A 25,174-nucleotide genomic window follows, 5' to 3' on the forward strand; every position below is an offset into this window, starting at 1 on the left:
ATACCTTAAATTATAGAACTTCTGGAGCTAAAGAAACGATCTTCATGAAGTTGCTATCACGTAATTCACGAGCTACTGGTCCGAAGATACGAGTACCACGTGGGCTCTTATCGTCTTTGATGATAACCGCTGCGTTTTCATCAAATTTGATATAAGAACCGTCCGGACGACGAGCTCCGCTCTTCGTACGTACCACTACTGCTTTAACAACGTCACCTTTTTTAACAACGCCACCTGGTGTTGCTTGTTTTACCGTAGCAACGATAATGTCACCAATGTTAGCATATTTACGACCAGAGCCGCCTAATACTTTAATTGTTAAAAGTTCACGTGCACCAGAGTTGTCAGCAACTTTCAAACGAGATTCTTGTTGGATCATGTTATGAAACCTCCCTTCGGACTAAAAATTCCGATTCGTCTATTTAGATAATAACCGCTTCTTCAACGATTTCAACTAAACGGAAACGCTTAGTAGCAGAAAGCGGGCGAGTTTCCATGATTTTAACGATATCGCCAAGTTTCGCTTGGTTTTGCTCATCATGGGCTTTGTACTTCTTAGAATACTTAACACGTTTTCCGTACAAGGAATGAGTTTTGTAAGTTTCAACTAAAACTGTAATCGTTTTGTCCATTTTGTCAGACACAACACGACCAGTATAAACTTTGCGTTGGTTACGTTCGCTCACTATGCAAACCTCCCCTCAATTTATCGATTAATTCCGATCTCTCTTTCACGAACTACAGTTTTCATACGAGCAATTGCTTTACGCACTTCACGAATGCGAGTTGGATTCTCTAATTGTCCTGTAGCAAGTTGGAAGCGAAGATTGAACAATTCTTCCTTTAAAGCTTTAACTTTTGTTTCGATTTCGGCAGTGGTTAATTCACGAATATCATTAGTTTTCATTAGATTCACCACCATTTTCTTCACGTTTTACGAATTTACATTTCACAGGTAACTTGTGAGCTGCAAGACGTAATGCTTCGCGTGCTACCTCTTCAGATACACCCGCGATTTCGAACATAATTTTCCCAGGTTTTACTACTGCTACCCAGCCTTCTGGTGCCCCTTTACCGGAACCCATACGTACTTCTAGAGGTTTTGCAGTGTAAGGTTTAGAAGGGAAAATTTTAATCCATACTTTACCGCCACGTTTCATGTAACGAGTCATTGCACGACGAGCAGCTTCGATTTGACGGTTTGTAATCCATGAAGCAGCTTGTGCTTGTAAACCGAATTCACCGAAAGCAATTTCAGTTCCACCTTTTGCACGACCACGCATTTTACCACGATGCTCTCTACGATATTTTACGCGTTTTGGCATTAACATATTATTTTCCTCCTTCCTCAGAAGCTTTCTTTTTTGTAGGAAGGACTTCTCCACGGTAGATCCATACTTTTACGCCTAATTTACCGTATGTTGTATCAGCTTCAACTGCTGCATAGTCAATATCAGCGCGAAGTGTATGAAGTGGAACAGTTCCTTCACTGTAAGATTCTGCACGAGCGATATCAGCTCCGCCAAGACGACCAGAAACCTGTGTTTTAATACCTTTAGCACCTGCACGCATAGCACGTTGAATAACTTGCTTTTGTGCACGACGGAATGATACACGGTTTTCTAATTGACGAGCGATGTTTTCGCCTACTAATTTAGCGTTAAGATCAGCTCTCTTAACTTCTAAAATGTTGATGTGTACACGCTTGCCTGTTAATTGGTTAAGAGCTTTACGAAGTGCTTCAACTTCAGTACCACCTTTACCAATTACCATACCAGGTTTTGCAGTGTGAATTGTAACATTTACACGATTTGCTGCACGTTCGATTTCTACTTTAGCAACAGCAGAATCTTTTAAGCGTACAGTAATGTACTCACGGATTTTGATGTCTTCATGTAGTAATGTAGCATAATCTTTCTCTGCGAACCAACGAGATTCCCAGTCACGGATAACGCCGACACGAAGACCAATTGGATTAACCTTTTGACCCATCGATTATCCCTCCTTCTTTTCTGATACCACAACTGTAATGTGGCTTGTGCGTTTGTTAATTTGGCTTGCACGACCCATTGCACGTGGACGGAAACGTTTCAACGTTGGACCTTCGTCAACGAAAACTTTTTCAACAACTAGGTTGTTAATATCCATCTCATAATTGTGCTCTGCATTTGCGATTGCAGATTTTAAAACTTTCTCTACAACTGGAGAAGCAGTTTTTGGTGTGTGGTTAAGGATAGCAATCGCTTCACCCACTTGCTTACCTCGGATTAAGTCTACTACTAAACGAACTTTACGAGGAGCAATACGAACTGTTCTCGCTACTGCTTTAGCTTGCATTGAAGTGCCTCCTCTCATTATCTTCTAGTTTTCTTATCGTCAGCAAGGTGACCTTTATACGTACGAGTTGGTGCGAATTCACCTAACTTATGGCCAACCATATCCTCAGTGATGTACACAGGTACGTGTTTACGACCATCATATACAGCGATTGTGTGTCCGATGAACTGAGGGAAGATTGTTGAACGGCGAGACCAAGTTTTAACAACTTGTTTTTGCTCAGATGCAACTAATTTTTCCATTTTGCTCATTAAGTGATCATCGACAAATGGTCCTTTTTTTAAGCTACGAGCCATTTTGGTGCCTCCCTTCGTGATTGGCGTACGGTTCTAGAAATGAACCGTACTACAATCCCATTATTTTTTACGACGACGAACGATGAATTTGTCAGACGCTTTGTTTTTCTTACGAGTCTTGAATCCAAGAGTTGGTTTACCCCATGGAGACATTGGAGACTTACGTCCGATTGGAGAACGTCCTTCACCACCACCGTGTGGGTGATCAACCGGGTTCATTACAGAACCACGAACTGTTGGGCGTTTACCTAACCAGCGAGAGCGACCTGCTTTACCGATTTTGATAAGTTCGTGCTGTTCGTTACCTACTTGACCGATTGAAGCGCGACAAGCAGATAATACAAGACGTACTTCACCAGAAGTTAAACGTACAAGTACGTATTTACCTTCTTTACCAAGTACTTGAGCAGAAGTACCAGCAGAACGAACTAATTGTCCGCCACGGCCAGGCTTAAGCTCGATATTATGAACAACAGTACCTACTGGAATGTTGATTAATGGTAATGCGTTACCGATTTTGATGTCAGCTTCTGGGCCAGACATAACTTCCATACCTACTTCTAAAGATTTAGGAGCAAGAATGTAACGTTTTTCACCGTCAACGTAGTTAATTAATGCGATATTCGCAGAGCGGTTTGGATCGTATTCGATCGTAGCAACGCGTCCTGGAATTCCATCTTTGTTACGCTTAAAGTCGATGATACGGTATTGACGCTTATGTCCGCCACCTTGATGACGTACAGTAATTTTACCTTGGTTATTACGACCAGCCTTCTTGCTTAAAGGAGCAAGTAATGACTTTTCTGGTCTGTCAGTCGTGATTTCAGCGAAATCATTCGTAGTCATATTACGACGACCGTTAGTAGTTGGATTATACTTTTTAATTCCCATCTCAATTTCCCTCCTTCTTTAGTAAGAATTAAACACCTTGGAAGATTTCGATTTCTTTGCTGTCAGCAGTTAGCTTAACGATTGCTTTACGACGACGGCTAGTAAAACCAGCGTGACGACCAACGCGTTTTGCTTTCGGCTTGTAGTTCATGATGTTCACTTTTTCTACTTTAACACCAAAGATCGCTTCAAGAGCATCTTTAACTTCTGTTTTATTAGATTTAACGTCCACATCGAACGTGTATTTTTTTTCAGCCATCATTTCCATAGAACGTTCAGTGATAACTGGGCGCTTAATGATATCACGAGGATCTCTCATTATGCAAGCACCTCCTCTACTTTTTCCACTGCCGCTTTTGTCATGATTAGCTTATCATGATGAAGCACGTCTAAAACGTTTACGCCATCAGCAGTGATTACTGTTACTCCAGGGATATTGCGAGCAGATAACTCTACAGATTCGTTTGCATCAGCAGTTACGATAAGAGCTTTCTTCTCAACAGTTAATCCTTTAAGTACTGCTAGCATGTCTTTTGTTTTTGGTGCATTTAACACTAGGTCTTCAAGAACTACAATGTTGTTCTCAACTACTTTAGTAGCTAATGCAGATTTGATTGCTAAACGACGAACCTTCTTAGGAAGTTTGTACGCATAGCTTCTTGGTGTAGGTCCGAATACCGTACCACCACCACGCCATTGAGGAGAGCGGATAGACCCTTGACGAGCACGTCCAGTTCCTTTTTGACGCCATGGTTTACGACCACCACCACGAACTTCAGAACGAGTTTTTACTTTGTGTGTACCTTGACGTAAAGATGCACGTTGCATCATTACAGCTTCGAAAAGTACAGCTTCATTTGGTTCGATACCGAAAATAGCTTCAGCTAATTCGATTTCACCAACCTGTGAACCAGTTTGGTTATATACAGTAACTTTTGGCATTGGAATTCCTCCTTCCTATTGTGAATTATTTGCTAACCTTCACAGCGCCTTGAACAACTACAAGAGATTTCTTAGCACCTGGAACGTTACCTTTTACTAGTAATAAGTTGCGCTCAGCGTCAACTTGAACGATTTCTAAGTTTTGGATAGTAACTTGGTCTCCACCCATACGTCCAGCAAGTTTTTTGCCTTTGAATACACGGTTCGGAGCAACTGGGCCCATTGAACCTGGACGACGGTGATAGCGAGAACCATGAGACATAGGTCCGCGAGATTGTCCGTGGCGTTTGATAACACCTTGGAAACCTTTACCTTTAGAAATTCCTGTTACGTCAACGATTTCACCTGCAGCGAAAACTTCAACTTTTACCTCTTGACCAACCTCTAATCCGTCCACGTCTGCATCGCGGATTTCGCGAATGAAGCGCTTAGGAGTTGTAGATGCTTTAGCAGTGTGGCCTTGTTCAGGTTTGTTAGTTAACTTTTCACGTTTATCTTCAAATCCTAACTGGATTGCATTGTAGCCATCAGTTTCAGTTGTTTTCTTTTGAAGAACAACGTTTGGATTAGCAGCGATAACTGTTACTGGGATTAACTCACCGTTCTCAGCAAATACTTGAGTCATACCGATCTTTCTTCCTAAGATTCCTTTGGTCATGAGTTACACCTCCTACATTTTTAAGTTATATGAATTATAGTTTGATTTCGATATCTACACCAGACGGTAAGTCTAAACGCATTAATGAATCTACTGTTTGTGGAGTAGGACTCACGATATCGATTAAACGTTTGTGTGTGCGCATTTCGAATTGCTCACGAGAATCTTTGTACTTATGAACAGCACGAAGAATTGTGTAAATAGTCTTCTCAGTTGGTAATGGGATCGGACCAGAAACTGTTGCCCCAGAACGCTTAGCTGTTTCTACAATTTTCTCAGCTGATTGATCAAGAATACGGTGATCATAAGCTTTTAAACGGATACGAATTTTTTCTTTTGCCATTATTTTCCCTCCTTCGTTCGCCTATTTCTAAAATAGACCTTCTCCATGGAAATTTCCCCACACCATGCCATGGCAAAGCGGCCGGGTGTGTCAGCAACCTTCCACTTCATCGCAGTCAAAGACCAACATTGTCTATTATACAATGTTATTCGTCTAGATGCAAGCATCTTTTTGATTGCATCTGCTTTTCTCTACTTTTGCTATTATACATGGCACTTTAAAGAATTTCAAGTTTTCATCCCACAGAATTCTTTTTACAGTTTCTGGATTTTAGTTTTATTGATTTTGTATTATTATAGAAGAAACTCGTCAAAATATAAAAAAATTATTTCATTCATCATATAAATACAAACAAAAAACCCAAGGGAAAATCCCTTGGGTTTTTTTATATCAGTTAAGATTACTCAACGATAGTAGCAACTACACCGTAACCTACTGTACGTCCACCTTCACGAATAGAGAATTTAGTTCCCTCTTCGATAGCGATTGGAGCGATAAGTTCAATAGTCATTTCGATGTTGTCACCAGGCATTACCATTTCAGTACCTTCTGGTAATTGGATGATACCAGTTACGTCAGTTGTACGGAAGTAGAACTGAGGACGGTAGTTAGCGAAGAATGGAGTGTGACGTCCACCTTCTTCTTTAGATAATACGAAAACTTCAGCTTTGAATTTAGCGTGAGCTTTTACAGAGCCAGTTTTAGCAAGAACTTGTCCACGTTGGATGTCTTCACGAGCAACCCCACGAAGTAAAGCACCGATGTTGTCTCCAGCTTGAGCTTGGTCAAGAAGTTTACGGAACATCTCTACACCAGTTACAGTTGTAGAAGCATTTTCTTCAGCAAGACCGATGATTTCTACTACGTCACCAACTTTAACGATTCCGCGCTCTACACGACCAGTTGCAACTGTACCACGACCTGTGATAGAGAATACATCCTCGATAGGCATTAAGAATGGTTTGTCAGTTTCACGTTCTGGAGTTGGGATGTAAGCATCAACTTCAGTCATTAATTCAATGATTTTTGCTTCCCAATCAGCTTCTCCTTGAAGAGCTTTAAGAGCAGAACCTTTGATTACAGGAATGTCGTCGCCTGGGAATCCGTATTCAGATAATAGGTCGCGAACTTCCATTTCTACTAATTCTAATAATTCTTCGTCGTCTACCATGTCGCATTTGTTTAAGAATACAACGATGTAAGGAACACCTACTTGACGAGAAAGAAGGATGTGCTCACGTGTTTGAGGCATTGGGCCATCAGCAGCAGATACTACTAAGATACCGCCGTCCATTTGAGCAGCACCAGTGATCATGTTTTTAACATAGTCAGCGTGACCTGGGCAGTCAACGTGTGCATAGTGACGAGTTTCAGTTTCGTACTCAACGTGTGCAGTTGAGATTGTGATTCCGCGCTCTCTTTCTTCTGGAGCAGCGTCGATTTGATCGTATCCGCGTGCTTCAGCACCACCAGCTTTTGCAAGAACTGTAGTGATCGCAGCAGTTAATGTAGTTTTACCATGGTCAACGTGGCCGATTGTACCGATGTTAACATGGGGTTTAGAACGTTCGAATTTAGCTTTAGCCATTCTAAATTCCTCCTTAGTTTATATAGGTTATTTTATATTTAGACTAGAAAGTGAAACTTACGTCCCACTTTCTAAGCTTACATAAGTAGTTATACTTGAACAATCGATAAAAATCAATTATTCACCTTTATTTTTTTTAATAATTTCTTCAGAAACAGACTTCGGTACTTCTTCATAATGATCAAATGTCATTGAGAATGTTCCGCGTCCTTGAGTGTTAGAACGTAATGCCGTTGCATAACCGAACATTTCAGAAAGTGGAACCATAGCGCGAACAACTTGTGCGTTACCGCGAGCTTCCATACCTTCTACACGTCCACGACGAGATGTTACGTCGCCCATAATGTCACCCATGTACTCTTCAGGAATTACAACTTCAACTTTCATCATTGGCTCAAGAATTACTGGGCTACATTTAGAAACCGCAGCTTTAAGTGCCATAGATGCAGCGATTTTGAACGCCATCTCAGATGAATCGACATCATGGTAAGATCCGTCAACTAACGCAGCTTTGATGTCAACTAGTGGATAACCAGCTAGTACACCATTTTTAAGTGAGTCTTCAAGACCCGCTCCAACAGCTGGGATGTATTCACGTGGAACTACACCACCGACGATTTTGTTTTGGAATTCAAAACCTTTACCTTCTTCATTAGGTTCAAACTCAATCCAAACGTGACCGAATTGTCCACGACCACCAGATTGACGAGCGAACTTACCTTCAACTTTCGCAGCAGCGCGGAAAGTCTCACGGTATGCTACCTGAGGAGCACCAACGTTTGCTTCCACTTTGAATTCACGACGCATACGGTCAACGATGATATCAAGGTGAAGTTCACCCATACCAGCGATGATTGTTTGGCCAGTTTCTTGGTCAGTGTGAGCACGGAATGTTGGATCTTCTTCAGAAAGCTTAGATAATGCTGTACCCATTTTATCTTGGTCAGCTTTAGATTTTGGTTCGATAGCTACAGAGATAACTGGCTCTGGGAATTCCATAGACTCAAGGATAACAAGACTCTTCTCATCACAAAGAGTATCACCAGTAGTAGTATCTTTTAAACCTACAGCAGCAGCGATATCACCAGCGTAAACTGTTGAAATCTCTTCACGGCTGTTAGCGTGCATTTGTAGGATACGACCTACACGCTCACGCTTACCTTTAGTTGAGTTTTTCACGTATGATCCAGAGTTTAACACACCAGAATACACACGGAAGAACGTTAACTTACCAACATAAGGGTCAGTCATGATTTTGAATGCTAAAGCTGCGAATGGTTCTTCATCGCTAGACTTACGTTCGATTTCTTCATCTGTATCCGGAAGAGTACCTTTAATAGCTGGTACGTCTAATGGAGATGGTAGGTAGTCGATAACTGCGTCTAACAGAATTTGAACACCTTTATTTTTGAATGCAGAACCACAGATTACTGGGAAGAATTCTACAGAAGTTGTAGCCTTACGGATACCAGCTTTAAGCTCTTCTACAGTGATTTCTTCACCTTCTAGGTACTTCATCATCATTTCTTCATCAAGCTCAGCTACCGCTTCAATAAGTTTTCCACGGTATTCTGCAGCTAATTCTTTGTGCTCTTCAGGAATTTCAACACGCTCGATGTCTGTTCCTAAATCGTTACCGTACATGTAAGCACATTCTTCAACAAGGTCAATGATACCATTGAACTCATCTTCAGCACCGATTGGTAACTGAATTGGGTGTGCGTTTGCTTGTAAACGATCGTGGATTGTTCCTACAGAGTATAAGAAATCTGCACCAATCTTATCCATTTTGTTAACGAATACGATACGAGGTACACCGTAAGTAGTAGCCTGACGCCAAACAGTTTCTGTTTGTGGTTCTACACCAGATTGTGCATCAAGTACTGCTACCGCACCATCAAGTACGCGTAAAGAACGTTCTACTTCTACTGTGAAGTCTACGTGTCCTGGAGTGTCAATGATGTTTACACGGTGACCTTTCCATTGAGCTGTAGTTGCAGCAGAAGTAATTGTGATACCACGCTCTTGCTCTTGCTCCATCCAGTCCATCTGAGATGCACCTTCATGAGTTTCACCGATTTTATGAATACGTCCTGTATAATACAGAATACGCTCAGTTGCTGTTGTTTTACCAGCATCGATGTGAGCCATGATACCAATATTACGAGTGTTTTCTAAAGAGAACTCTCTTGTCATTTGGTGTCTTGCTCCTTCCATATATGGATTGGATTTTTTTATTTTAAGTAGCAAAAAAGCCACTTTATATTGTTACACATGTCAGTATGTCCAGTACCCTCATTATGTAAAACGAGCGCCCAACGAAAGGGAGAGGCATTCTCCCTCTCCACACTTCCATAAGCGACAAATAAAGCGGTTTATGCTTACATTTATTTTACGTTGAATCCTACCAACGGTAATGAGCAAATGCTTTGTTAGCTTCTGCCATTTTATGAGTGTCTTCACGTTTCTTAACAGATGCACCAGCGTTGTTAGCTGCATCTAAGATTTCGTAAGCTAGACGCTCTTCCATAGTTTTTTCACCACGAAGACGAGCATAGTTTACTAACCAGCGAAGACCTAAAGTTGTACGGCGTTCTGGACGAACCTCAACTGGAACTTGGTAGTTAGCACCACCAACACGACGAGCACGTACTTCAAGAACAGGCATGATGTTCTTAAGAGCTTGCTCGAATACTTCCATAGGGTCTTTATCTGAACGTTCACGAACGATATCGAAAGCGTTATAAAGAATTGTTTGAGATTTACCTTTTTTACCGTCAACCATCATTTTGTTGATAAGGCGTGTTACTAGCTTAGACTTGTACATTGGATCTGGTAACACGTCACGTTTCGCAACAGGTCCTTTACGAGGCATATTGAGTTCCTCCTTTCATTATAAGTTTATTATTTTTTAGCAGGTTTTGGTCGCTTAGTACCATATTTAGAACGTCCTTGCATACGTTTGTCAACACCAGCTGTATCAAGCGCACCACGAACGATGTGGTAACGTACCCCTGGTAAATCCTTTACTCGACCACCGCGAATTAATACTACGCTATGCTCTTGTAGGTTATGACCGATACCTGGGATGTAAGCTGTAACCTCGATACCGTTTGTTAAACGTACACGAGCGTATTTACGTAACGCTGAGTTAGGTTTCTTTGGAGTCATTGTACCAACACGAGTACATACACCACGTTTTTGAGGTGCAGAGATATCAGTTGATTTTTTCTTTAAAGAGTTGAACCCTTTGTTTAACGCAGGTGATTTAGATTTCCATACTTTATCAGTACGACCATTTCTCACTAATTGGTTAATAGTAGGCATTTGATTATCCTCCCTTCGCATGTTTGTATGACCACATATCCAGGTGGTTCATTATTAGTTGAAAACAAAGTTTTTGCAAGGAAGAGCAAATGCTCTCTCCTCACAAAAACAGTTTTAACTTATTATTCCTATTGCTGAAGCTCCCACTTGAATCCCCGAAACTTTTCCAAGCTTACGAACTGATTCAACTTTGGTTATGGGTATGTTATGTTGCAAGGCAGTACGAATGATCATATGGGTTAACCGCATATCAGCATCTTCCGCAATAACAACTTCTTTAACTATACCATTTTTGATTGCCTCCAATGTACGTTTATGACCAACGACTACATTTTCAGCATTTGACACTTTTTGATAAGACATATAAATATCCTCCAAAGCATCGTTCAGGAGCAACCTTGATTATAGTAACATTTTGACTCATACAATGTCAACTAGGATTAACTGTTTTTATACAAAATTTACGACGGAAAATTTTACTGTTCCACATAAACTTCATCGTTTTCTACATTCATGTCACCTTGTGTTGTTTTTACAAGATCCACTTTGCGATAACGATTCATACCCGTTCCAGCAGGAACAAGTTTACCGATAATAACATTTTCTTTCAATCCTAGAAGCTCATCGCGTTTACCCTTAATCGCTGCATCAGTTAAGACACGTGTCGTTTCTTGGAACGATGCTGCAGATAAGAATGAATCAGTTTCAAGTGAAGCTTTTGTAATACCAAGCAGAACAGGTCTAGCCGTTGCTGGTTGTTTACCTTTCAGTAACACCTTCGCATTCGCATCAGTAAACTGATGGATATCTAGTAGTGTTCCTGGTAATACATCTGTTTCACCCGCGTCACTTACACGAACTTTACGTAACATTTGACGTACCATTACTTCTACGTGTTTGTCACCAATTTCTACCCCTTGCATACGGTATACTTTTTGAACTTCACGTAGTAAGTATTCTTGAACCGCCGTAATGTCCGTTACTTTTAGTAATTCTTTCGGATCAATAGAACCTTCTGTTAACTCTTTACCGTGGCTAATCGGCTGTCCTAAAGTTACTTTCAGACGCGCACCGTAAGGAATAGCATACGTACGAGCTTCAACTTCACCCTGTACAACTACTTCTTGGCGATCTTTAACATCGTTGATCGCTGCGATAACACCATCGATTTCACTGATAACTGCCTGACCTTTCGGGTTACGAGCTTCGAAGATCTCTTGGATACGAGGTAAACCTTGAGTGATATCATCTCCGGCAACCCCACCTGTATGGAACGTACGCATCGTTAACTGTGTACCTGGCTCACCAATAGATTGAGCTGCGATAATACCTACCGCTTCTCCTACTTCTACGTCTGTACCAGTTGCTAAGTTACGACCGTAACACTTCTTACATACACCGTGGCGAGTGTTACACGTGAACGCTGAACGAATGTTTACAGTTTCAACACCCGAATTTTCAACGATATGAGCGATATCTTCAGTAATTAGTTGGTTTTCACTAACTAATACTTCACCTGTTTCAGGATGTTTTACAGTTTTTCTTGCAAAACGTCCAACAAGACGATCATATAATGACTCAATTACTTCATTACCCTCTTTAATCGCACCAATTAATAGACCACGATCTGTTCCACAATCATCTTCACGGACAATTACATCTTGTGCAACGTCTACAAGACGACGTGTTAAGTAACCAGAATCGGCAGTTTTAAGTGCTGTATCGGCAAGACCTTTACGCGCACCATGCGTAGAGATGAAGTACTCAAGTACTGTTAAACCTTCACGGAAACTTGATTTAATTGGAAGTTCGATAATACGACCAGATGGATTGGCCATCAGACCACGCATACCAGCAAGCTGAGTAAAGTTTGATGCATTACCACGGGCACCGGAATCACTCATCATGAAGATTGGGTTGCGTTTATTCAAGGATTTCATCAGTTTTCCTTGGATAACATCTTTTGCATTACTCCAAATAGAGATAACGCGATCGTAACGTTCTTCTTCCGTGATTAAACCGCGACGGAATTGTTTAATTACATTATCTACTTTTGCTTGTGCTTCATGGAGAATTTCATCTTTTTCGCCTAATACAAGAATGTCAGATACCCCAACTGTAATACCAGCTTTTGTAGAGTACTTAAATCCTAAGTTTTTCATGCGGTCAAGCATGCGAGATGTTTCCGTAATTTGGAAACGTTTGAATACTTCCGCAATGATGTTACCAAGGATCTTCTTGCTAAATGGCGCCACTTCTTCGCGACTAGCAATAATTTCTTTAATGTTCGCACCTTTTTCAACGAAATACTCCGCTGGTGTTTCTTTTTCAAGGTTTGAGTTTGTCGGTTCATTAATATAAGGGAACGACTCTGGTAAAATTTCGTTAAATATTAATTTACCAACTGTTGTTAATAGAAGCTTACCTTTTTGCTCTTCAGTAAATGTTACATTATTTACTGAACTTGCAGCAACTGCAACACGTGTGTGCAGATGTACATATCCATTTTGGTATGCAAGTATTGCTTCGTTTGCATCTTTGAAGACCATACCTTCACCGATTGCGCCTTCACGCTCAAGTGTTAAGTAGTAGTTACCTAATACCATATCCTGAGATGGAGTAACAACTGGTTTTCCGTCTTTTGGATTCAAGATGTTTTGTGCCGCTAACATAAGAATACGAGCTTCTGCTTGTGCCTCTGATGATAACGGTACGTGAACTGCCATTTGGTCACCGTCAAAGTCCGCGTTGTATGCAGTACATACAAGTGGGTGAAGACGAATTGCGCGACCTTCTACTAATGTAGGTTCAAACGCCTGGATACCAAGACGGTGAAGTGTTGGTGCGCGGTTTAGAAGTACTGGATGCTCTTTGATCACAGATTCTAAAACGTCCCAAACTTCAGGTTGTACACGCTCGATTTTACGTTTAGCACTCTTAATGTTGTGTGCTAAACCTTTTCCAACTAACTCTTTCATAACGAAAGGCTTAAACAATTCAAGCGCCATTTCTTTCGGTAATCCACATTGGTACATCTTTAAGTTCGGTCCTACAACGATTACAGAACGGCCAGAGTAGTCAACACGTTTACCTAATAAGTTTTGACGGAAACGTCCTTGTTTACCTTTAAGCATGTGAGATAGTGATTTTAATGGACGGTTACCTGGTCCAGTAACTGGACGGCCACGGCGACCATTATCGATTAATGCGTCTACAGCTTCTTGTAACATACGTTTTTCGTTTTGAACGATGATGCTTGGTGCACCTAAGTCCAATAGACGTTTTAAACGATTATTACGGTTAATTACACGACGGTATAAGTCGTTTAAGTCAGAAGTAGCAAAACGTCCACCATCCAACTGTACCATTGGGCGTAGTTCTGGCGGGATAACTGGAAGAACATCTAGGATCATCCAAGATGGGTGATTTCCAGAGTTACGGAATGCTTCTAATACTTCTAGACGTTTAATAGCACGAGTACGGCGTTGTCCTTGCGCTGTTTTTAATTCTTCTTTTAAGAAGTCTACTTCTTTATCTAAATCGATGTCTTGTAGTAGCTTTTTAATCGCTTCCGCACCCATAGCAGCTTGGAATGTGCTACCATATCGATCACGATATGCACGGTATTCTTTTTCAGAAAGTAATTGCTTCTTATCAAGTGGTGTATCTCCACTTTCTGTTACAACATAAGAAGCGAAATAAATTACTTCTTCAAGCGCGCGAGGGGACATGTCTAAGACAAGTCCCATGCGGCTCGGGATACCTTTGAAATACCAAATATGAGATACAGGAGCAGCTAATTCGATATGACCCATACGTTCACGACGAACTTTTGCACGCGTTACTTCAACGCCACATCGATCACAAACTACACCTTTATAACGTACACGTTTGTATTTTCCGCAATGACATTCCCAGTCCTTTTGTGGTCCGAAAATACGCTCACAGAACAAGCCATCTTTTTCAGGCTTTAACGTACGATAGTTAATTGTTTCTGGTTTCTTAACTTCACCGTATGACCAAGAACGAATCTTGTCAGGTGAAGCAAGTCCAATCTTCATATATTCAAAGTTATTTACATCTATCAAGGGGCCTACCTCCCTTTTAGTCTACAGGTTATCCCAATTATTCTTTAGTTGTCTCAACTTCGACATTCAATTTATCTGCTGATTGATGATCATCGTCATCTTCTGTATCACGCATTTCGATTTCTTTATCGTCGCTAGACATCATTTTAACGTCCATACCTAAACTTTGCAGCTCTTTAATCAATACTTTGAATGATTCAGGAACGCCTGGTTCTGGAACATTTTCGCCTTTAACAATTGCTTCATACGTCTTAACACGTCCAACAACATCATCAGACTTCACTGTTAAGATTTCTTGAAGAGTATAAGCAGCACCGTAAGCTTCAAGTGCCCAAACCTCCATCTCACCGAAACGCTGTCCACCGAACTGAGCTTTACCTCCAAGAGGCTGCTGCGTTACAAGTGAGTATGGTCCAGTAGAACGAGCATGAAGTTTATCGTCAACCATGTGCGCAAGTTTGATCATATACATGACACCAACAGATACGCGGTTATCGAATGGTTCACCAGTACGTCCGTCATACAGGATTGTTTTCGCGTCATTTGCCATACCAGCTTCTTCAATCGTGCCCCAAACATCTTCCTCACGAGCACCATCGAATACTGGTGTTGCAATGTGAATACCAAGGTATCTTGCTGCCATACCAAGATGAAGCTCTAATACCTGACCGATATTCATACGAGATGGTACCCCTAATGGGTTTAACATGATATCGATTGGCGTACCGTCTGGTAAGTAAGGCATATCTTCTTCTGGTAAAATACGAGAGATAACACCTTTGTTACCGTGACGTCCGGCCATCTTATCACCTTCAGAGATTTTACGTTTTTGAACGATATATGCACGTACAAGTTGATTCACGCCTGGTGGCAATTCATCGCCATCTTCACGGTTGAATACTTTTACGTCTAAGATAATACCGCCACCACCGTGTGGTACACGTAGTGATGTATCACGTACTTCACGTGCTTTTTCTCCAAAGATAGCATGTAATAGACGTTCTTCAGCTGTTAATTCTGTTACACCTTTAGGTGTTACTTTACCAACAAGTAAATCTCCATCTTTTACTTCCGCACCAACGCGAATGATACCGCGCTCGTCAAGGTTGCGTAATGCATCTTCCCCAACGTTTGGAATGTCACGTGTAATCTCTTCTGGTCCAAGCTTCGTATCACGAGCTTCTGACTCATATTCTTCAATATGAATAGAAGTGTACACATCATCTTTTACAAGGCGCTCACTCATAATGATCGCATCCTCGTAGTTATAACCGTCCCAAGTCATGAAGCCAACAAGCACGTTACGTCCAAGTGCTAGTTCACCTAATTCCATAGAAGGACCATCCGCAAGAATCTCACCTTTTACAACTTCATTTCCAACACTTACGATTGGACGTTGGTTGTAGCAAGTTCCTTGGTTAGAACGAATGAATTTTTGCATTTTGTAGCGATCTAAGTCGCCTTTTACTGTTTGACCGTCAACTTCTACATAGCGACGTACCCAAACTTCACGTGCTTCTACGCGTTCAACAACACCAGGGTGTTTACAGATTACTGCAGCACCTGAGTCTTTTGCTGATACGTACTCCATACCTGTACCTACAATCGGAGATTCCGGATTCATTAACGGAACCGCCTGACGTTGCATGTTCGCTCCCATAAGTGCGCGGTTAGAGTCATCGTTTTCTAAGAACGGAATACAAGCTGTCGCTGCTGACACTACTTGTTTTGGAGATACATCCATGTAGTCGATGCGTTCTTTATTTGTGACAATGTTTTCACCACGGAAACGAGCTACGATATCTTCGCTAAGGAATTCTCCTTCTTCAGATAATTTCATATTCGCTTGGGCTACAACATAATTATCTTCTTCATCTGCTGTTAAGTAATCAACCTGCCCTGTTACAAGACCAGATTCTGGATCAACACGACGGTATGGTGTTTCAATGAAACCAAACTCATTTACTTTCGCGAACGATGATAATGAGTTAATCAAACCGATGTTTGGTCCCTCTGGTGTTTCAATCGGACACATACGACCATAGTGAGAGTAGTGAACGTCACGTACTTCAAAGCCTGCGCGCTCACGCGTTAAACCACCGGGTCCTAATGCAGATAGTCTTCGTTTGTGAGTTAACTCTGCTAATGGGTTTGTTTGATCCATGAACTGAGATAACTGAGAACTTCCGAAGAACTCTTTAATAGATGCAATAACCGGGCGAATGTTAATTAACGCTTGTGGTGTAATTGCATTTGTATCTTGAATCGACATTCTCTCACGAACAACACGTTCCATACGAGAAAGACCGATACGGAATTGATTTTGTAATAGTTCTCCAACAGAACGCAGACGACGGTTTCCTAAATGGTCGATATCATCTGTATCCCCCACTTTGTATAGTAGGTTGAAGAAGTAACTGATAGAAGCAAGGATATCACCCGGTGTGATGTGTTTTACATCACGAGTAATATTTGCATTACCAATTACATTAATTACGCGTTCGCCTTCTGACTCAGGAGCATAAATCTTAATAGATTGCAGCTCAACATCGCCTTCTACCACTCCACCCATTGGTTTCGCTGTTTTGAATCCAATGTTTTTCTCTAAGTAAGGTAAAATGCGATCAAGTGTACGACGATCTAAGATTGTTCCTTCCGCCGCTAAAATTTCACCAGTTTCTGGATCCACTAATGTTTCAGCTAAACGTTGATTAAACAATCTGTTTTTAATGTGTAACTTCTTGTTGATCTTATAGCGACCTACATTTGCTAAATCGTAGCGCTTTGGATCGAAGAAACGAGACACAAGTAAGCTCTTAGCATTTTCTACTGTTGGTGGTTCACCAGGACGTAGACGCTCATAAATTTCAAGCAATGCTTTTTCTGTGCTATCTGTGTTGTCTTTTTCTAATGTGTTGCTTAAGTATTCGTTATCACCTAAAAGCTCGGTGATTTCTTGATCAGAGCCAAACCCTAATGCGCGTAACAAAACAGTTACAGGAAGTTTACGCGTACGGTCAATACGCACATATACAACATCCTTAGCATCTGTCTCATACTCTAACCAAGCTCCGCGGTTTGGAATTACAGTAGCAGTAAAACCACGTTTTCCGTTTTTATCCACTTTGCCACTATAGTATACGCTTGGAGAGCGAACTAACTGGGAAACGATAACACGTTCTGCACCGTTAATTACGAATGTTCCAGTCTCTGTCATGAGTGGGAAATCTCCCATGAACACATCTTGTTCTTTTACTTCACCAGTTTCCTTGTTGATTAGACGCACTTTTACACGAAGTGGTGCTGCATACGTCACATCACGCTCTTTGCATTCGTCTACAGAGTATTTAGGTTCACCTAAGCTGTAGTCGATAAATTCAAGCGATAGATTTCCCGTAAAGTCTTCGATCGGAGAAATGTCTTGGAACATTTCTCGCAAACCCTCATCAAGAAACCACTGATAAGAAGAGGTTTGAATTTCGATAAGATTTGGTAACTCTAATACTTCACTAATACGGGCATAACTTCTTCGTTGGCGGTGGCGTCCGTATTGAACTAGTTGACCTGTCAACTGCTTCACCCCTCAAATCATGAGTATTATAAATGCACAAAAAAATTTGTGCAAAATCACAAATAAATACAACTACTGCTATTAGCGTAGTTTTTTTCTCTTAAAGATAAATACGTTGAGTCTTTCTACCTGCTCAAAAAAGAAAAATGGCTTCTATAAGAAAACCATCATTCTGTTTCATAATCTGCTGATTTTACTATCTTTTCCAAGAGAAACAAAAATATACATCTTTCTCAACGCAGAAAATCATATATTGGCATTGTATAATGTTAACATAGCCAAAAATAACCGTCAACGTTTTTTTGATTTTATGATATAATATCCTTTTTTCTTTTCTACAACTTCGACTTCAGAAAATACTTCCTCTAGTTTCTTCAGCGCAGATGGTGCACCTTGCTTCTTTTGAATAACAATCCACAACTCTCCACCTGGAACTAAATACTCTACAGCCTTTTCTAAAATCTCATGCACGATATCTTTACCTGCACGAATTGGAGGATTAGATAGAATAGCAGCATACATACCATCTACATTTTCATAGACGTTACTTTGAAAAATGTGTACATTTCCAATTCTATTGTTAGCGGCATTTTCTTTCGCAAGCTCAAGCGCCCTTTCATTCACATCCACCATGTGAACTTTACGGTCTTGAAACTCTTTCGCCAACGATAAACCAATTGGTCCATATCCACAACCTACGTCTAATATATCACCTTTAATATCTGGCACTTGAAACGCTTCAATTAAAAGACGAGAACCAAAGTCCACTTCGTTTTTCGAGAACACCCCACGGTCAGATAAGAAAGTTAATCGAGATCCACGAAGTGTAAATTCCCATCGCTTACGATCACTTTTACTAGAAGGGTCGTTAGAAAAATAATGGTCTGCCATATGGCCACCTCTTTTCTTTACAGTTAAAAAAAAAGCTCGCATGAGAGCGAGCTTTTTTTAAAGCATCAAAAGTTAATTACTTAACTTCTACAGCAGCGCCAACTTCTTCAAGTTTAGCTTTCATTTCTTCAGCTTCCTCTTTAGAAACGCCTTCTTTGATTGCTTTTGGAGTGTTGTCAACTAATTCTTTAGCTTCTTTTAAGCCAAGACCAGTGATTTCACGTACAGCTTTGATAACTTTGATTTTTTGAGCGCCAGCACTTGCAAGTACTACGTCAAATTCAGTTTTCTCAGCAGCAGCTTCACCAGCGCCACCAGCTACAGCTACAGGAGCAGCAGCAGTTACGCCGAATTCTTCCTCGATAGCTTTTACTAAGTCGTTAAGTTCTAATACAGTCATAGATTTAACTGCTTCAATGATTTGTTCTTTAGTCATTGTAAATATCCTCCCTTAAATAGGTTTGTATTGTTTTATAGATAACAAGTAATTATCTTTTAAAAAATTAAGCGCCTTGCTCTTCCTTTTGTTCTGCAACTGCTTTAGTAGCAAGTGCAAGGTTACGGATTGGAGCTTGAAGAACGCTAAGAAGCATAGAAAGTAAGCCTTCACGTGATGGAAGAGTAGCGATAGCTTTAACCTCATCAAGTGTTACAAGTTTACCTTCGATTACACCAGCTTTAATTTCTAAAGCTTCATGTTTTGTAGCGAAGTCATTTAATACTTTCGCAGGAGCAACTACATCCTCGTTACTGAACGCGATTGCGTTTGGTCCTGTTAAGAATTCGTTTAACTCAGCCATTTCAGCAGACTCTGCAGCACGACGAGTTAAAGAGTTTTTGTAAACTTTGAACTCAACGCCAGCTTCACGTAAGTTTTTACGTAATTCTGTTACTTCAGAAACTGTTAAACCACGGTAGTCAACAACGATTGTAGATTTACTTTCGCGAAGTTTGTCCGCGATTTCAGTTACAACTTGTTGTTTAGTTTCGATTACTTTGCTCATGTTATTACACCTCCTGTAGATTATATAGAAGATGTACCGAAAGTGCACTAAAAACCTCCATGCCCAACTTGTAGACATGGAGGCATATAGTCACAGAAAAAATTTCCGTTTCGTATATTAACACCTAGGTAGGAAATTAAGTCTATTGACACCTACTGTCTACGGTACACTAATTAAATTCACAACATAAATGATTATATAAAAACTTCTTTATGAAGTCAACTTCCAAATTTTACGCTAATGTAGAAACGTCTACACGTACGCCAGGTCCCATTGTAGAAGCAACTGTTACGTTCTTCATGTAAGTACCTTTTGCAGCAGCTGGCTTAACTTTTTGTAAAGTGTCAGCAATTGTTCCGAAGTTTTCTACTAATTTAGCATCTTCGAAAGATACTTTACCGATTGGAACGTGGATGTTACCAGCTTTATCAACGCGGTATTCAACTTTACCAGCTTTGATTTCGTTAACAGCTTTAGTTACATCGAAAGTAACTGTTCCAGTTTTAGGGTTTGGCATTAAACCTTTAGGTCCTAATACGCGACCAAGTTTACCAACTTCACCCATCATGTCAGGAGTTGCTACTACTACATCGAAATCGAACCAACCTTGTTGGATTTTACCGATGTAATCAGCATCGCCTACGAAGTCAGCTCCAGCAGCTTCAGCTTCTTTAGCCTTTTCACCTTTAGCGAATACTAATACACGTTGTACTTTACCAGTACCGTGTGGAAGAACAACTGCACCACGGATTTGTTGGTCAGCTTTCTTAGGGTCAACACCTAAACGGAATGCAACTTCTACAGTCGCATCAAATTTAGCTGTGTTTGTTTTCTTTACTAATTCTACTGCTTCTGTTGCAGAGTAAGCAGTTGCACGATCAACAAGCTTTGCAGCTTCTACGTACTTTTTACCTCTTTTAGCCATTTTTATTTCCTCCTCGAATGTGGTTTTAGCGGAATAACCTCCCACGTTTACGCTTATTTTCAGGTATAACCTGAGGATGCGCGCCATCCATTTATTTAAAAACGATAATCATTTACGATAATAAAGGTTGCGAATTGGAATTCCAGACCCGCAACCTTTTTTAAAAACAAATCGAATTAGTCTTCGATAACGATGCCCATACTGCGTGCAGTACCTTCAACCATACGCATTGCAGCTTCTACACTAGCAGCGTTTAGGTCAGGCATTTTAGTTTCAGCGATTTCGCGTACTTTATCACGCTTAACAGTTGCCACTTTATTACGGTTTGGTTCACCAGAACCAGACTCAATACCAGCTACTTTCTTAAGAAGAACAGCAGCAGGAGGAGTTTTAGTAATGAAAGTGAATGAACGGTCCTCAAATACCGTAATTTCAACAGGGATGATAAGACCAGCTTGATCAGCTGTACGAGCGTTAAACTCTTTACAGAAGCCCATGATGTTAACACCTGCTTGTCCTAATGCTGGACCAACTGGTGGAGCTGGGTTAGCTTTACCTGCAGGAATTTGAAGCTTTACCATTTTAATTACCTTTTTAGCCACGAGACACACCTCCTTAAGTCCGTGATGTGGTCAATTGGACAGTGATTTGCCCTCCCACGTCATATTTTATCTGTAAGGATAAAATCTTTCAAAAAACGTCTCCGATAACGAAGACGTACTGACTTAAAAGATATTATCACTTTTTACAATTCATTTCAAGTTTCATTTTATAATTTTTCAATTTGATGGAAGTCAAGCTCAACTGGAGTCTCGCGACCAAACATGTCCACAAGCACGCTAACCTTTTTCTTCTCCACATCAATTTCTTCAATAGCACCTGTATAATCTGCGAATGGCCCCTCATTTACACGCACTGTCTCATGAAGTTCAAAGTCGAAATCAACCACTTCGTTGTCCATTCCCATATGCTTCATAATGGTAACCACTTCTTCTTCTAATAAAGGTGATGGTTTAGATCCAGAACCAGAAGAACCAACGAACCCAGTTACACCTGGCGTGTTACGTACAACATACCAAGAGTCATCAGTCATGATTAACTCTACTAATACATAACCTGGGAACACTTTTCTTTTCATTAATTTTTCTTTACCGTTTTTCATTTCTACTTCTACTTCTTCCGGGACAACAACACGGAAAATTTTATCTTGCATACCCATTGATTCTACACGTTTCTCTAGGTTTGCTTTTACTTTATTTTCATATCCAGAATAAGTATGGACAACATACCAACTTTTTTCCATTCATTTAGGACGAGCGTCCTTCCCTCCCTGACGTACATTTTTTTGCGCAAATGAAAAAACCCGTTCACCGGGCTTTTACACAGTTCTTATAAATAACATTATATCATGGATAAGTGCTTCTTATTCAAGAATTAACCAAGAATTAACCGAATTAAAGAAGAAATGCCCATATCAACCACTGCGAAGAAAATCGCAAAGAAGACAACTGTAGCGATAACAGTCGCTGTTGAACGGAGTAATTCATCTTTTTTAGGCCAACTTACTTTTTTCATTTCGCGACCTACATCGCCGAAAAAGTTCGTTAAACGCATCTACGGGACCTCCAGTTTATTATTTCAATTATTTATTTTGTTTCCTTGTGAACTGTATGCTGATTGCATGTTTTACAAAACTTCTTTATTTCAAGTCGCTCTACTGAGCTCGTATCTTTCATCGTAGAGTAGTTTCGATTTTTACACTCTTCACATGAGAGTACAACTTTTTTTCTCATTAGTTACACCAACCTTGTAACATTATGTCCCTAAAAATGTATCATACAACAAAAGACAATGTCAATGACATGCCTTTTGCACTCTCTACAAAAAGAAAACAGGTGATTTTTTACACCTGTAGCATTTGTTATGAATTTAAAGTGGTACTCTCTCTCATTTCCATATATCGTTCCAATTTCCGCTTCACCCTCTGTAAAGCGTTATCAATAGATTTCACATGTCTATTTAACTGTTCCGAAATCTCTTGATAAGAACGACCATCTAGATATAAAGAAAGCACTTTTCTTTCTAAATCGCTTAATAATTCAGATATTTTAGATTCTATGTCTGTATATTCTTCCTGACTTATAATCATTTCTTCAGGATCCGTTACCTTCGCTTCCGAAATAACATCTAATAATGTCCGATCAGATTCCTCATCATAAATCGGCTTATCTAAAGACACATATGAATTTAACGGAATATGTTTTTGCCTTGTTGCTGTTTTAATAGCGGTAATAATTTGCCGAGTGATACACAGTTCAGCAAATGCTTTGAATGAAGACAGCTTGTCCTCTTTATAATCACGAATCGCTTTAAACAATCCAATCATACCTTCTTGAACAATATCTTCTCGATCGGCACCCACTAAGAAATAAGATCTTGATTTCGCGCGAACAAAGTTCTTATATTTGTGAATCAAATATTCTAGAGCGTCAGTATTACCTTTTCGAACTAACTCAACGATTGCCTCATCCTCTAAATCACGAAATGTAACGTCGCCTACACTTACGAAGCCTGCTTCCACCTTGATCCCTCCGACCGCTATTTATTTAGCAATATTATACAGTAAAAAGATAAAGAGCGTCAATGCTTCAACGCTCTCCTCTTCTTAATTTTTCTAATTTTTCTGTAATATCTTTACTAAATATCTTTCGCATGGCGGGTTGCTTTTCTTTTGTGTCTTGTGTACGCCTTCTTACTTGTTGCTCCATCGCTTGTACTTCCAACTCCAATTCACGTGCAGATTTCCGAAGAGCACCTTGCGCAAATATAACCCATTGTTCCGTATAATCAGAAGTCGCAACATATATTTGCGTATTTATATTTCTAAGCTCAATCGCAAGCTGCTCTATCTTTTCATCTGCAGTTTGATTCTTCCTCGTGAATATGACTTCCACACGCGATTGTTTCATCTTTTTTTCAATACCTTGGACTGTATAAGCATCAAAGACTATCATTACCTTTGTACCTGTGTATCCTTGGTAATCCGCCATCTTATCAATCAGTGCATCTCTTGATGATTGCAAATCTACATCCCGTAGTTTCTTCAATTCTCCCCAAGCTCCGATAATGTTGTAACCGTCAATGATTAAAATATCGTTCATTTTTTATTTACCAATTTCGTGACGCTTACGATATACCTCATACATTAACAAACTTGCGGCTACTGAAGCATTTAAGGATGTAACTTTACCGACCATCGGTAAAGTAATTAAGAAATCACATTTTTCACCAATAATACGACTCATACCTTTTCCTTCACTTCCAATTACTAATCCAATTGGCATTTTACCATCTAAATTACGGTAATCCGTTTTCCCTTTTGCATCTGTACCAGCAATCCAAAGTCCACGTTCTTTTAATTCATCGATTGTACGAGATAAATTCGTTACACGTGCAACAGGAATATATTCAATTGCTCCAGTCGATGCTTTCGCAACTGATGCAGTAAGTCCCACAGCTCTTCTTTTCGGAATAATAATTCCATGAGCTCCTGTTGCATCCGCAGTACGCATAATAGAACCTAGGTTATGCGGGTCTTCAATTTCATCTAAAATTAAGAAGAACGGATCTTCGTTACGCTTCTCTGCCACTTTAAATAGATCTTCCAGCTCAGCATATTGATATGCAGCCACTTGAGCAATTACACCTTGATGGTTCCCCTCAACTAATTGATCTAATTTCTTCTTTGGTGCATGTTGTAAAATAATCTTATTTTCTTTCGCTAGTGCTAGTACAATTTGTATCTGTCCTTTGGCAGCACCTTCCGCGATCCAAATTTTATTAATATCTCTTCCTGAGCGTAACGCTTCAATTACAGGGTTACGTCCGATAATATATTCACTACTCATGATGATGTGCCCCCTTCCTTTTCTTCTAAAACAGCAATTGCCTTATATACAATTTCATCTAATCTTTCACGATTATTTAATAAGTGATGATAGCCAATTAGCGCTTCAAAGGCTGTACTATATCGATATGTTTGTACATCAGTATTTTTCGGGACAGTACCTGAATTTGCATTACGCCCTCTTCTTAGTACCGCCTCTTCTTCCTCTGTTAAAAATGCTGTCTCTAATAAATGATAAACAACTTTCGCCTGTGCTTTTGCCGAAACAAAGCTTGTCCCTAATCGATGCAATTGATTAGGACGAACTTTCCCTTTTTGAAGTAGGTGATAGCGGATATATTGTTCATATACCGCATCACCCATATATGCTAACGCTAAGCTGTTTAATTGCTTTGCATCAATCATT

Annotated in this window: 31 protein-coding genes and 1 other annotated feature; all 31 genes read right to left on the reverse strand. The window is 40.1% G+C overall.

Annotation, left to right across the window (positions count from 1 at the left end):
- Nucleotides 1–10 precede the first annotated feature (10 nt).
- The 31 genes from rplN to JDS82_RS25770 all read right to left on the reverse strand — a co-directional run bounded on the left by rplN (nucleotide 11) and on the right by JDS82_RS25770 (nucleotide 25,173).
- On the reverse strand, nucleotides 11–379 hold the full coding sequence (gene rplN, locus JDS82_RS25620; protein WP_000615912.1) for a 50S ribosomal protein L14: 369 nt from the start codon (nucleotides 377–379) through the stop codon (nucleotides 11–13).
- 43 nt (nucleotides 380–422) lie between these two features.
- Nucleotides 423–686, reverse strand: coding sequence for a 30S ribosomal protein S17 (gene rpsQ, locus JDS82_RS25625; protein WP_000004106.1), 264 nt, complete (start codon nucleotides 684–686; stop codon nucleotides 423–425).
- A 20-nt stretch (nucleotides 687–706) separates the two neighbouring features.
- Nucleotides 707–907: a 50S ribosomal protein L29 gene (gene rpmC / locus JDS82_RS25630; protein WP_000855718.1), complete on the reverse strand. Its 201-nt coding sequence runs from the start codon at nucleotides 905–907 to the stop codon at nucleotides 707–709.
- Nucleotides 897–1,331 carry a 50S ribosomal protein L16 gene (rplP, locus tag JDS82_RS25635; protein ID WP_000928969.1) on the reverse strand — a complete coding sequence of 145 codons (435 nt, stop codon included), beginning with the start codon at nucleotides 1,329–1,331 and terminating at the stop codon, nucleotides 897–899. The genes rpmC and rplP overlap by 11 nt, the downstream gene beginning before the upstream one ends.
- A 1-nt stretch (nucleotide 1,332) precedes the next feature.
- Nucleotides 1,333–1,992, reverse strand: a complete 660-nt coding sequence (gene rpsC / locus JDS82_RS25640; RefSeq protein WP_000529958.1) for a 30S ribosomal protein S3 — start codon at nucleotides 1,990–1,992, stop codon at nucleotides 1,333–1,335.
- Nucleotides 1,993–1,995: 3 nt separating this feature from the next.
- Entirely contained in the window at nucleotides 1,996–2,337 is a 342-nt protein-coding gene (gene rplV / locus JDS82_RS25645) for a 50S ribosomal protein L22 (RefSeq protein WP_001148024.1), read from the reverse strand.
- Nucleotides 2,338–2,354: 17 nt separating this feature from the next.
- Nucleotides 2,355–2,633 (reverse strand): 30S ribosomal protein S19, encoded by a 279-nt coding sequence (gene rpsS, locus JDS82_RS25650; RefSeq protein WP_000124454.1) that lies wholly within the window; start codon nucleotides 2,631–2,633, stop codon nucleotides 2,355–2,357.
- A 60-nt stretch (nucleotides 2,634–2,693) separates the two neighbouring features.
- On the reverse strand, nucleotides 2,694–3,524 hold the full coding sequence (gene rplB, locus JDS82_RS25655) for a 50S ribosomal protein L2 (RefSeq protein WP_000511583.1): 831 nt from the start codon (nucleotides 3,522–3,524) through the stop codon (nucleotides 2,694–2,696).
- Between the two features lie 28 nt (nucleotides 3,525–3,552).
- Nucleotides 3,553–3,843 carry a 50S ribosomal protein L23 gene (gene rplW / locus JDS82_RS25660; protein ID WP_001205558.1) on the reverse strand — a complete coding sequence of 97 codons (291 nt, stop codon included), beginning with the start codon at nucleotides 3,841–3,843 and terminating at the stop codon, nucleotides 3,553–3,555.
- Nucleotides 3,843–4,466 (reverse strand): 50S ribosomal protein L4, encoded by a 624-nt coding sequence (rplD, locus tag JDS82_RS25665; RefSeq protein WP_001127258.1) that lies wholly within the window; start codon nucleotides 4,464–4,466, stop codon nucleotides 3,843–3,845. The genes rplW and rplD overlap by 1 nt, the downstream gene beginning before the upstream one ends.
- Nucleotides 4,467–4,491: 25 nt before the next feature.
- Entirely contained in the window at nucleotides 4,492–5,124 is a 633-nt protein-coding gene (rplC, locus tag JDS82_RS25670) for a 50S ribosomal protein L3 (RefSeq protein WP_061672637.1), read from the reverse strand.
- A gap of 34 nt (nucleotides 5,125–5,158) precedes the next feature.
- Nucleotides 5,159–5,467 carry a 30S ribosomal protein S10 gene (rpsJ, locus tag JDS82_RS25675; RefSeq protein ID WP_001040595.1) on the reverse strand — a complete coding sequence of 103 codons (309 nt, stop codon included), beginning with the start codon at nucleotides 5,465–5,467 and terminating at the stop codon, nucleotides 5,159–5,161.
- Between the two features lie 400 nt (nucleotides 5,468–5,867).
- On the reverse strand, nucleotides 5,868–7,055 hold the full coding sequence (gene tuf, locus JDS82_RS25680) for an elongation factor Tu (protein WP_001029617.1): 1,188 nt from the start codon (nucleotides 7,053–7,055) through the stop codon (nucleotides 5,868–5,870).
- A gap of 117 nt (nucleotides 7,056–7,172) precedes the next feature.
- Nucleotides 7,173–9,251: an elongation factor G gene (gene fusA / locus JDS82_RS25685; protein ID WP_000196381.1), complete on the reverse strand. Its 2,079-nt coding sequence runs from the start codon at nucleotides 9,249–9,251 to the stop codon at nucleotides 7,173–7,175.
- Nucleotides 9,252–9,459: 208 nt separating this feature from the next.
- A complete protein-coding gene (gene rpsG, locus JDS82_RS25690) occupies nucleotides 9,460–9,930 on the reverse strand; it encodes a 30S ribosomal protein S7 (RefSeq protein WP_001137489.1) in 471 nt (156 codons plus the stop codon).
- 29 nt (nucleotides 9,931–9,959) lie between these two features.
- A complete protein-coding gene (rpsL, locus tag JDS82_RS25695) occupies nucleotides 9,960–10,382 on the reverse strand; it encodes a 30S ribosomal protein S12 (RefSeq protein WP_001142341.1) in 423 nt (140 codons plus the stop codon).
- A gap of 114 nt (nucleotides 10,383–10,496) precedes the next feature.
- A complete protein-coding gene (locus JDS82_RS25700; protein WP_000121828.1) occupies nucleotides 10,497–10,745 on the reverse strand; it encodes a 50S ribosomal protein L7ae-like protein in 249 nt (82 codons plus the stop codon).
- 113 nt (nucleotides 10,746–10,858) lie between these two features.
- Nucleotides 10,859–14,470 (reverse strand): DNA-directed RNA polymerase subunit beta', encoded by a 3,612-nt coding sequence (rpoC, locus tag JDS82_RS25705; protein WP_000567948.1) that lies wholly within the window; start codon nucleotides 14,468–14,470, stop codon nucleotides 10,859–10,861.
- A gap of 37 nt (nucleotides 14,471–14,507) precedes the next feature.
- Nucleotides 14,508–18,041 carry a DNA-directed RNA polymerase subunit beta gene (rpoB, locus tag JDS82_RS25710; protein WP_000147550.1) on the reverse strand — a complete coding sequence of 1,178 codons (3,534 nt, stop codon included), beginning with the start codon at nucleotides 18,039–18,041 and terminating at the stop codon, nucleotides 14,508–14,510.
- 291 nt (nucleotides 18,042–18,332) lie between these two features.
- Nucleotides 18,333–18,932: a class I SAM-dependent methyltransferase gene (locus JDS82_RS25715; RefSeq protein ID WP_199714147.1), complete on the reverse strand. Its 600-nt coding sequence runs from the start codon at nucleotides 18,930–18,932 to the stop codon at nucleotides 18,333–18,335.
- A 76-nt stretch (nucleotides 18,933–19,008) separates the two neighbouring features.
- Nucleotides 19,009–19,368 (reverse strand): 50S ribosomal protein L7/L12, encoded by a 360-nt coding sequence (gene rplL, locus JDS82_RS25720; RefSeq protein WP_000159737.1) that lies wholly within the window; start codon nucleotides 19,366–19,368, stop codon nucleotides 19,009–19,011.
- A gap of 67 nt (nucleotides 19,369–19,435) precedes the next feature.
- Nucleotides 19,436–19,936, reverse strand: coding sequence for a 50S ribosomal protein L10 (rplJ, locus tag JDS82_RS25725; protein ID WP_000048721.1), 501 nt, complete (start codon nucleotides 19,934–19,936; stop codon nucleotides 19,436–19,438).
- Nucleotides 19,937–19,975: 39 nt separating this feature from the next.
- Nucleotides 19,976–20,119, reverse strand: a sequence feature (ribosomal protein L10 leader region).
- A gap of 49 nt (nucleotides 20,120–20,168) precedes the next feature.
- Complete coding sequence (gene rplA / locus JDS82_RS25730; protein ID WP_002096939.1) at nucleotides 20,169–20,861, reverse strand: 50S ribosomal protein L1; 693 nt, start codon at nucleotides 20,859–20,861, stop codon at nucleotides 20,169–20,171.
- Nucleotides 20,862–21,037: 176 nt separating this feature from the next.
- On the reverse strand, nucleotides 21,038–21,463 hold the full coding sequence (gene rplK, locus JDS82_RS25735) for a 50S ribosomal protein L11 (RefSeq protein ID WP_001085872.1): 426 nt from the start codon (nucleotides 21,461–21,463) through the stop codon (nucleotides 21,038–21,040).
- 167 nt (nucleotides 21,464–21,630) lie between these two features.
- The gene (nusG, locus tag JDS82_RS25740) at nucleotides 21,631–22,164 is read right to left on the reverse strand and encodes a transcription termination/antitermination protein NusG (protein WP_000415794.1); all 534 of its coding nucleotides are present in this window, start codon (nucleotides 22,162–22,164) and stop codon (nucleotides 21,631–21,633) included.
- A 131-nt stretch (nucleotides 22,165–22,295) separates the two neighbouring features.
- A complete protein-coding gene (gene secE / locus JDS82_RS25745; protein WP_001241321.1) occupies nucleotides 22,296–22,475 on the reverse strand; it encodes a preprotein translocase subunit SecE in 180 nt (59 codons plus the stop codon).
- 32 nt (nucleotides 22,476–22,507) lie between these two features.
- Complete coding sequence (gene rpmG, locus JDS82_RS25750; protein ID WP_002070160.1) at nucleotides 22,508–22,654, reverse strand: 50S ribosomal protein L33; 147 nt, start codon at nucleotides 22,652–22,654, stop codon at nucleotides 22,508–22,510.
- 128 nt (nucleotides 22,655–22,782) lie between these two features.
- Nucleotides 22,783–23,442, reverse strand: coding sequence for an RNA polymerase factor sigma-70 (locus JDS82_RS25755; protein ID WP_000387198.1), 660 nt, complete (start codon nucleotides 23,440–23,442; stop codon nucleotides 22,783–22,785).
- Between the two features lie 67 nt (nucleotides 23,443–23,509).
- Complete coding sequence (locus JDS82_RS25760; protein ID WP_199714148.1) at nucleotides 23,510–24,022, reverse strand: NYN domain-containing protein; 513 nt, start codon at nucleotides 24,020–24,022, stop codon at nucleotides 23,510–23,512.
- Between the two features lie 3 nt (nucleotides 24,023–24,025).
- The gene (gene rlmB / locus JDS82_RS25765) at nucleotides 24,026–24,769 is read right to left on the reverse strand and encodes a 23S rRNA (guanosine(2251)-2'-O)-methyltransferase RlmB (protein WP_000093757.1); all 744 of its coding nucleotides are present in this window, start codon (nucleotides 24,767–24,769) and stop codon (nucleotides 24,026–24,028) included.
- Nucleotides 24,766–25,173: a Mini-ribonuclease 3 gene (locus JDS82_RS25770; RefSeq protein WP_000564263.1), complete on the reverse strand. Its 408-nt coding sequence runs from the start codon at nucleotides 25,171–25,173 to the stop codon at nucleotides 24,766–24,768. Before JDS82_RS25770 ends, rlmB begins: the two co-directional genes overlap by 4 nt.
- Nucleotide 25,174 lies beyond the last annotated feature (1 nt).

Source organism: Bacillus cereus group sp. N14 (assembly GCF_016483555.1).
Taxonomy (GTDB): domain Bacteria; phylum Bacillota; class Bacilli; order Bacillales; family Bacillaceae_G; genus Bacillus_A; species Bacillus_A wiedmannii.

What these genes read in the sequence shown, in the direction of transcription:
- rplN (WP_000615912.1), bottom strand. Translation starts at nt 379, where the DNA reads ATGATCCAACAAGAATCTCGTTTGAAAGTTGCTGACAACTCTGGTGCA.
- rpmC (WP_000855718.1), bottom strand. Translation starts at nt 907, where the DNA reads ATGAAAACTAATGATATTCGTGAATTAACCACTGCCGAAATCGAAACA.
- rplP (WP_000928969.1), bottom strand. Translation starts at nt 1,331, where the DNA reads ATGTTAATGCCAAAACGCGTAAAATATCGTAGAGAGCATCGTGGTAAA.
- rpsC (WP_000529958.1), bottom strand. Translation starts at nt 1,992, where the DNA reads ATGGGTCAAAAGGTTAATCCAATTGGTCTTCGTGTCGGCGTTATCCGT.
- rplV (WP_001148024.1), bottom strand. Translation starts at nt 2,337, where the DNA reads ATGCAAGCTAAAGCAGTAGCGAGAACAGTTCGTATTGCTCCTCGTAAA.
- rpsS (WP_000124454.1), bottom strand. Translation starts at nt 2,633, where the DNA reads ATGGCTCGTAGCTTAAAAAAAGGACCATTTGTCGATGATCACTTAATG.
- rplB (WP_000511583.1), bottom strand. Translation starts at nt 3,524, where the DNA reads ATGGGAATTAAAAAGTATAATCCAACTACTAACGGTCGTCGTAATATG.
- rplW (WP_001205558.1), bottom strand. Translation starts at nt 3,843, where the DNA reads ATGAGAGATCCTCGTGATATCATTAAGCGCCCAGTTATCACTGAACGT.
- rplD (WP_001127258.1), bottom strand. Translation starts at nt 4,466, where the DNA reads ATGCCAAAAGTTACTGTATATAACCAAACTGGTTCACAGGTTGGTGAA.
- rplC (WP_061672637.1), bottom strand. Translation starts at nt 5,124, where the DNA reads ATGACCAAAGGAATCTTAGGAAGAAAGATCGGTATGACTCAAGTATTT.
- rpsJ (WP_001040595.1), bottom strand. Translation starts at nt 5,467, where the DNA reads ATGGCAAAAGAAAAAATTCGTATCCGTTTAAAAGCTTATGATCACCGT.
- tuf (WP_001029617.1), bottom strand. Translation starts at nt 7,055, where the DNA reads ATGGCTAAAGCTAAATTCGAACGTTCTAAACCCCATGTTAACATCGGT.
- fusA (WP_000196381.1), bottom strand. Translation starts at nt 9,251, where the DNA reads ATGACAAGAGAGTTCTCTTTAGAAAACACTCGTAATATTGGTATCATG.
- rpsG (WP_001137489.1), bottom strand. Translation starts at nt 9,930, where the DNA reads ATGCCTCGTAAAGGACCTGTTGCGAAACGTGACGTGTTACCAGATCCA.
- rpsL (WP_001142341.1), bottom strand. Translation starts at nt 10,382, where the DNA reads ATGCCTACTATTAACCAATTAGTGAGAAATGGTCGTACTGATAAAGTA.
- JDS82_RS25700 (WP_000121828.1), bottom strand. Translation starts at nt 10,745, where the DNA reads ATGTCTTATCAAAAAGTGTCAAATGCTGAAAATGTAGTCGTTGGTCAT.
- JDS82_RS25715 (WP_199714147.1), bottom strand. Translation starts at nt 18,932, where the DNA reads ATGGCAGACCATTATTTTTCTAACGACCCTTCTAGTAAAAGTGATCGT.
- rplL (WP_000159737.1), bottom strand. Translation starts at nt 19,368, where the DNA reads ATGACTAAAGAACAAATCATTGAAGCAGTTAAATCTATGACTGTATTA.
- rplJ (WP_000048721.1), bottom strand. Translation starts at nt 19,936, where the DNA reads ATGAGCAAAGTAATCGAAACTAAACAACAAGTTGTAACTGAAATCGCG.
- rplA (WP_002096939.1), bottom strand. Translation starts at nt 20,861, where the DNA reads ATGGCTAAAAGAGGTAAAAAGTACGTAGAAGCTGCAAAGCTTGTTGAT.
- nusG (WP_000415794.1), bottom strand. Translation starts at nt 22,164, where the DNA reads ATGGAAAAAAGTTGGTATGTTGTCCATACTTATTCTGGATATGAAAAT.
- secE (WP_001241321.1), bottom strand. Translation starts at nt 22,475, where the DNA reads ATGCGTTTAACGAACTTTTTCGGCGATGTAGGTCGCGAAATGAAAAAA.
- rpmG (WP_002070160.1), bottom strand. Translation starts at nt 22,654, where the DNA reads ATGAGAAAAAAAGTTGTACTCTCATGTGAAGAGTGTAAAAATCGAAAC.
- JDS82_RS25760 (WP_199714148.1), bottom strand. Translation starts at nt 24,022, where the DNA reads ATGAACGATATTTTAATCATTGACGGTTACAACATTATCGGAGCTTGG.
- rlmB (WP_000093757.1), bottom strand. Translation starts at nt 24,769, where the DNA reads ATGAGTAGTGAATATATTATCGGACGTAACCCTGTAATTGAAGCGTTA.
- JDS82_RS25770 (WP_000564263.1), bottom strand. Translation starts at nt 25,173, where the DNA reads ATGATTGATGCAAAGCAATTAAACAGCTTAGCGTTAGCATATATGGGT.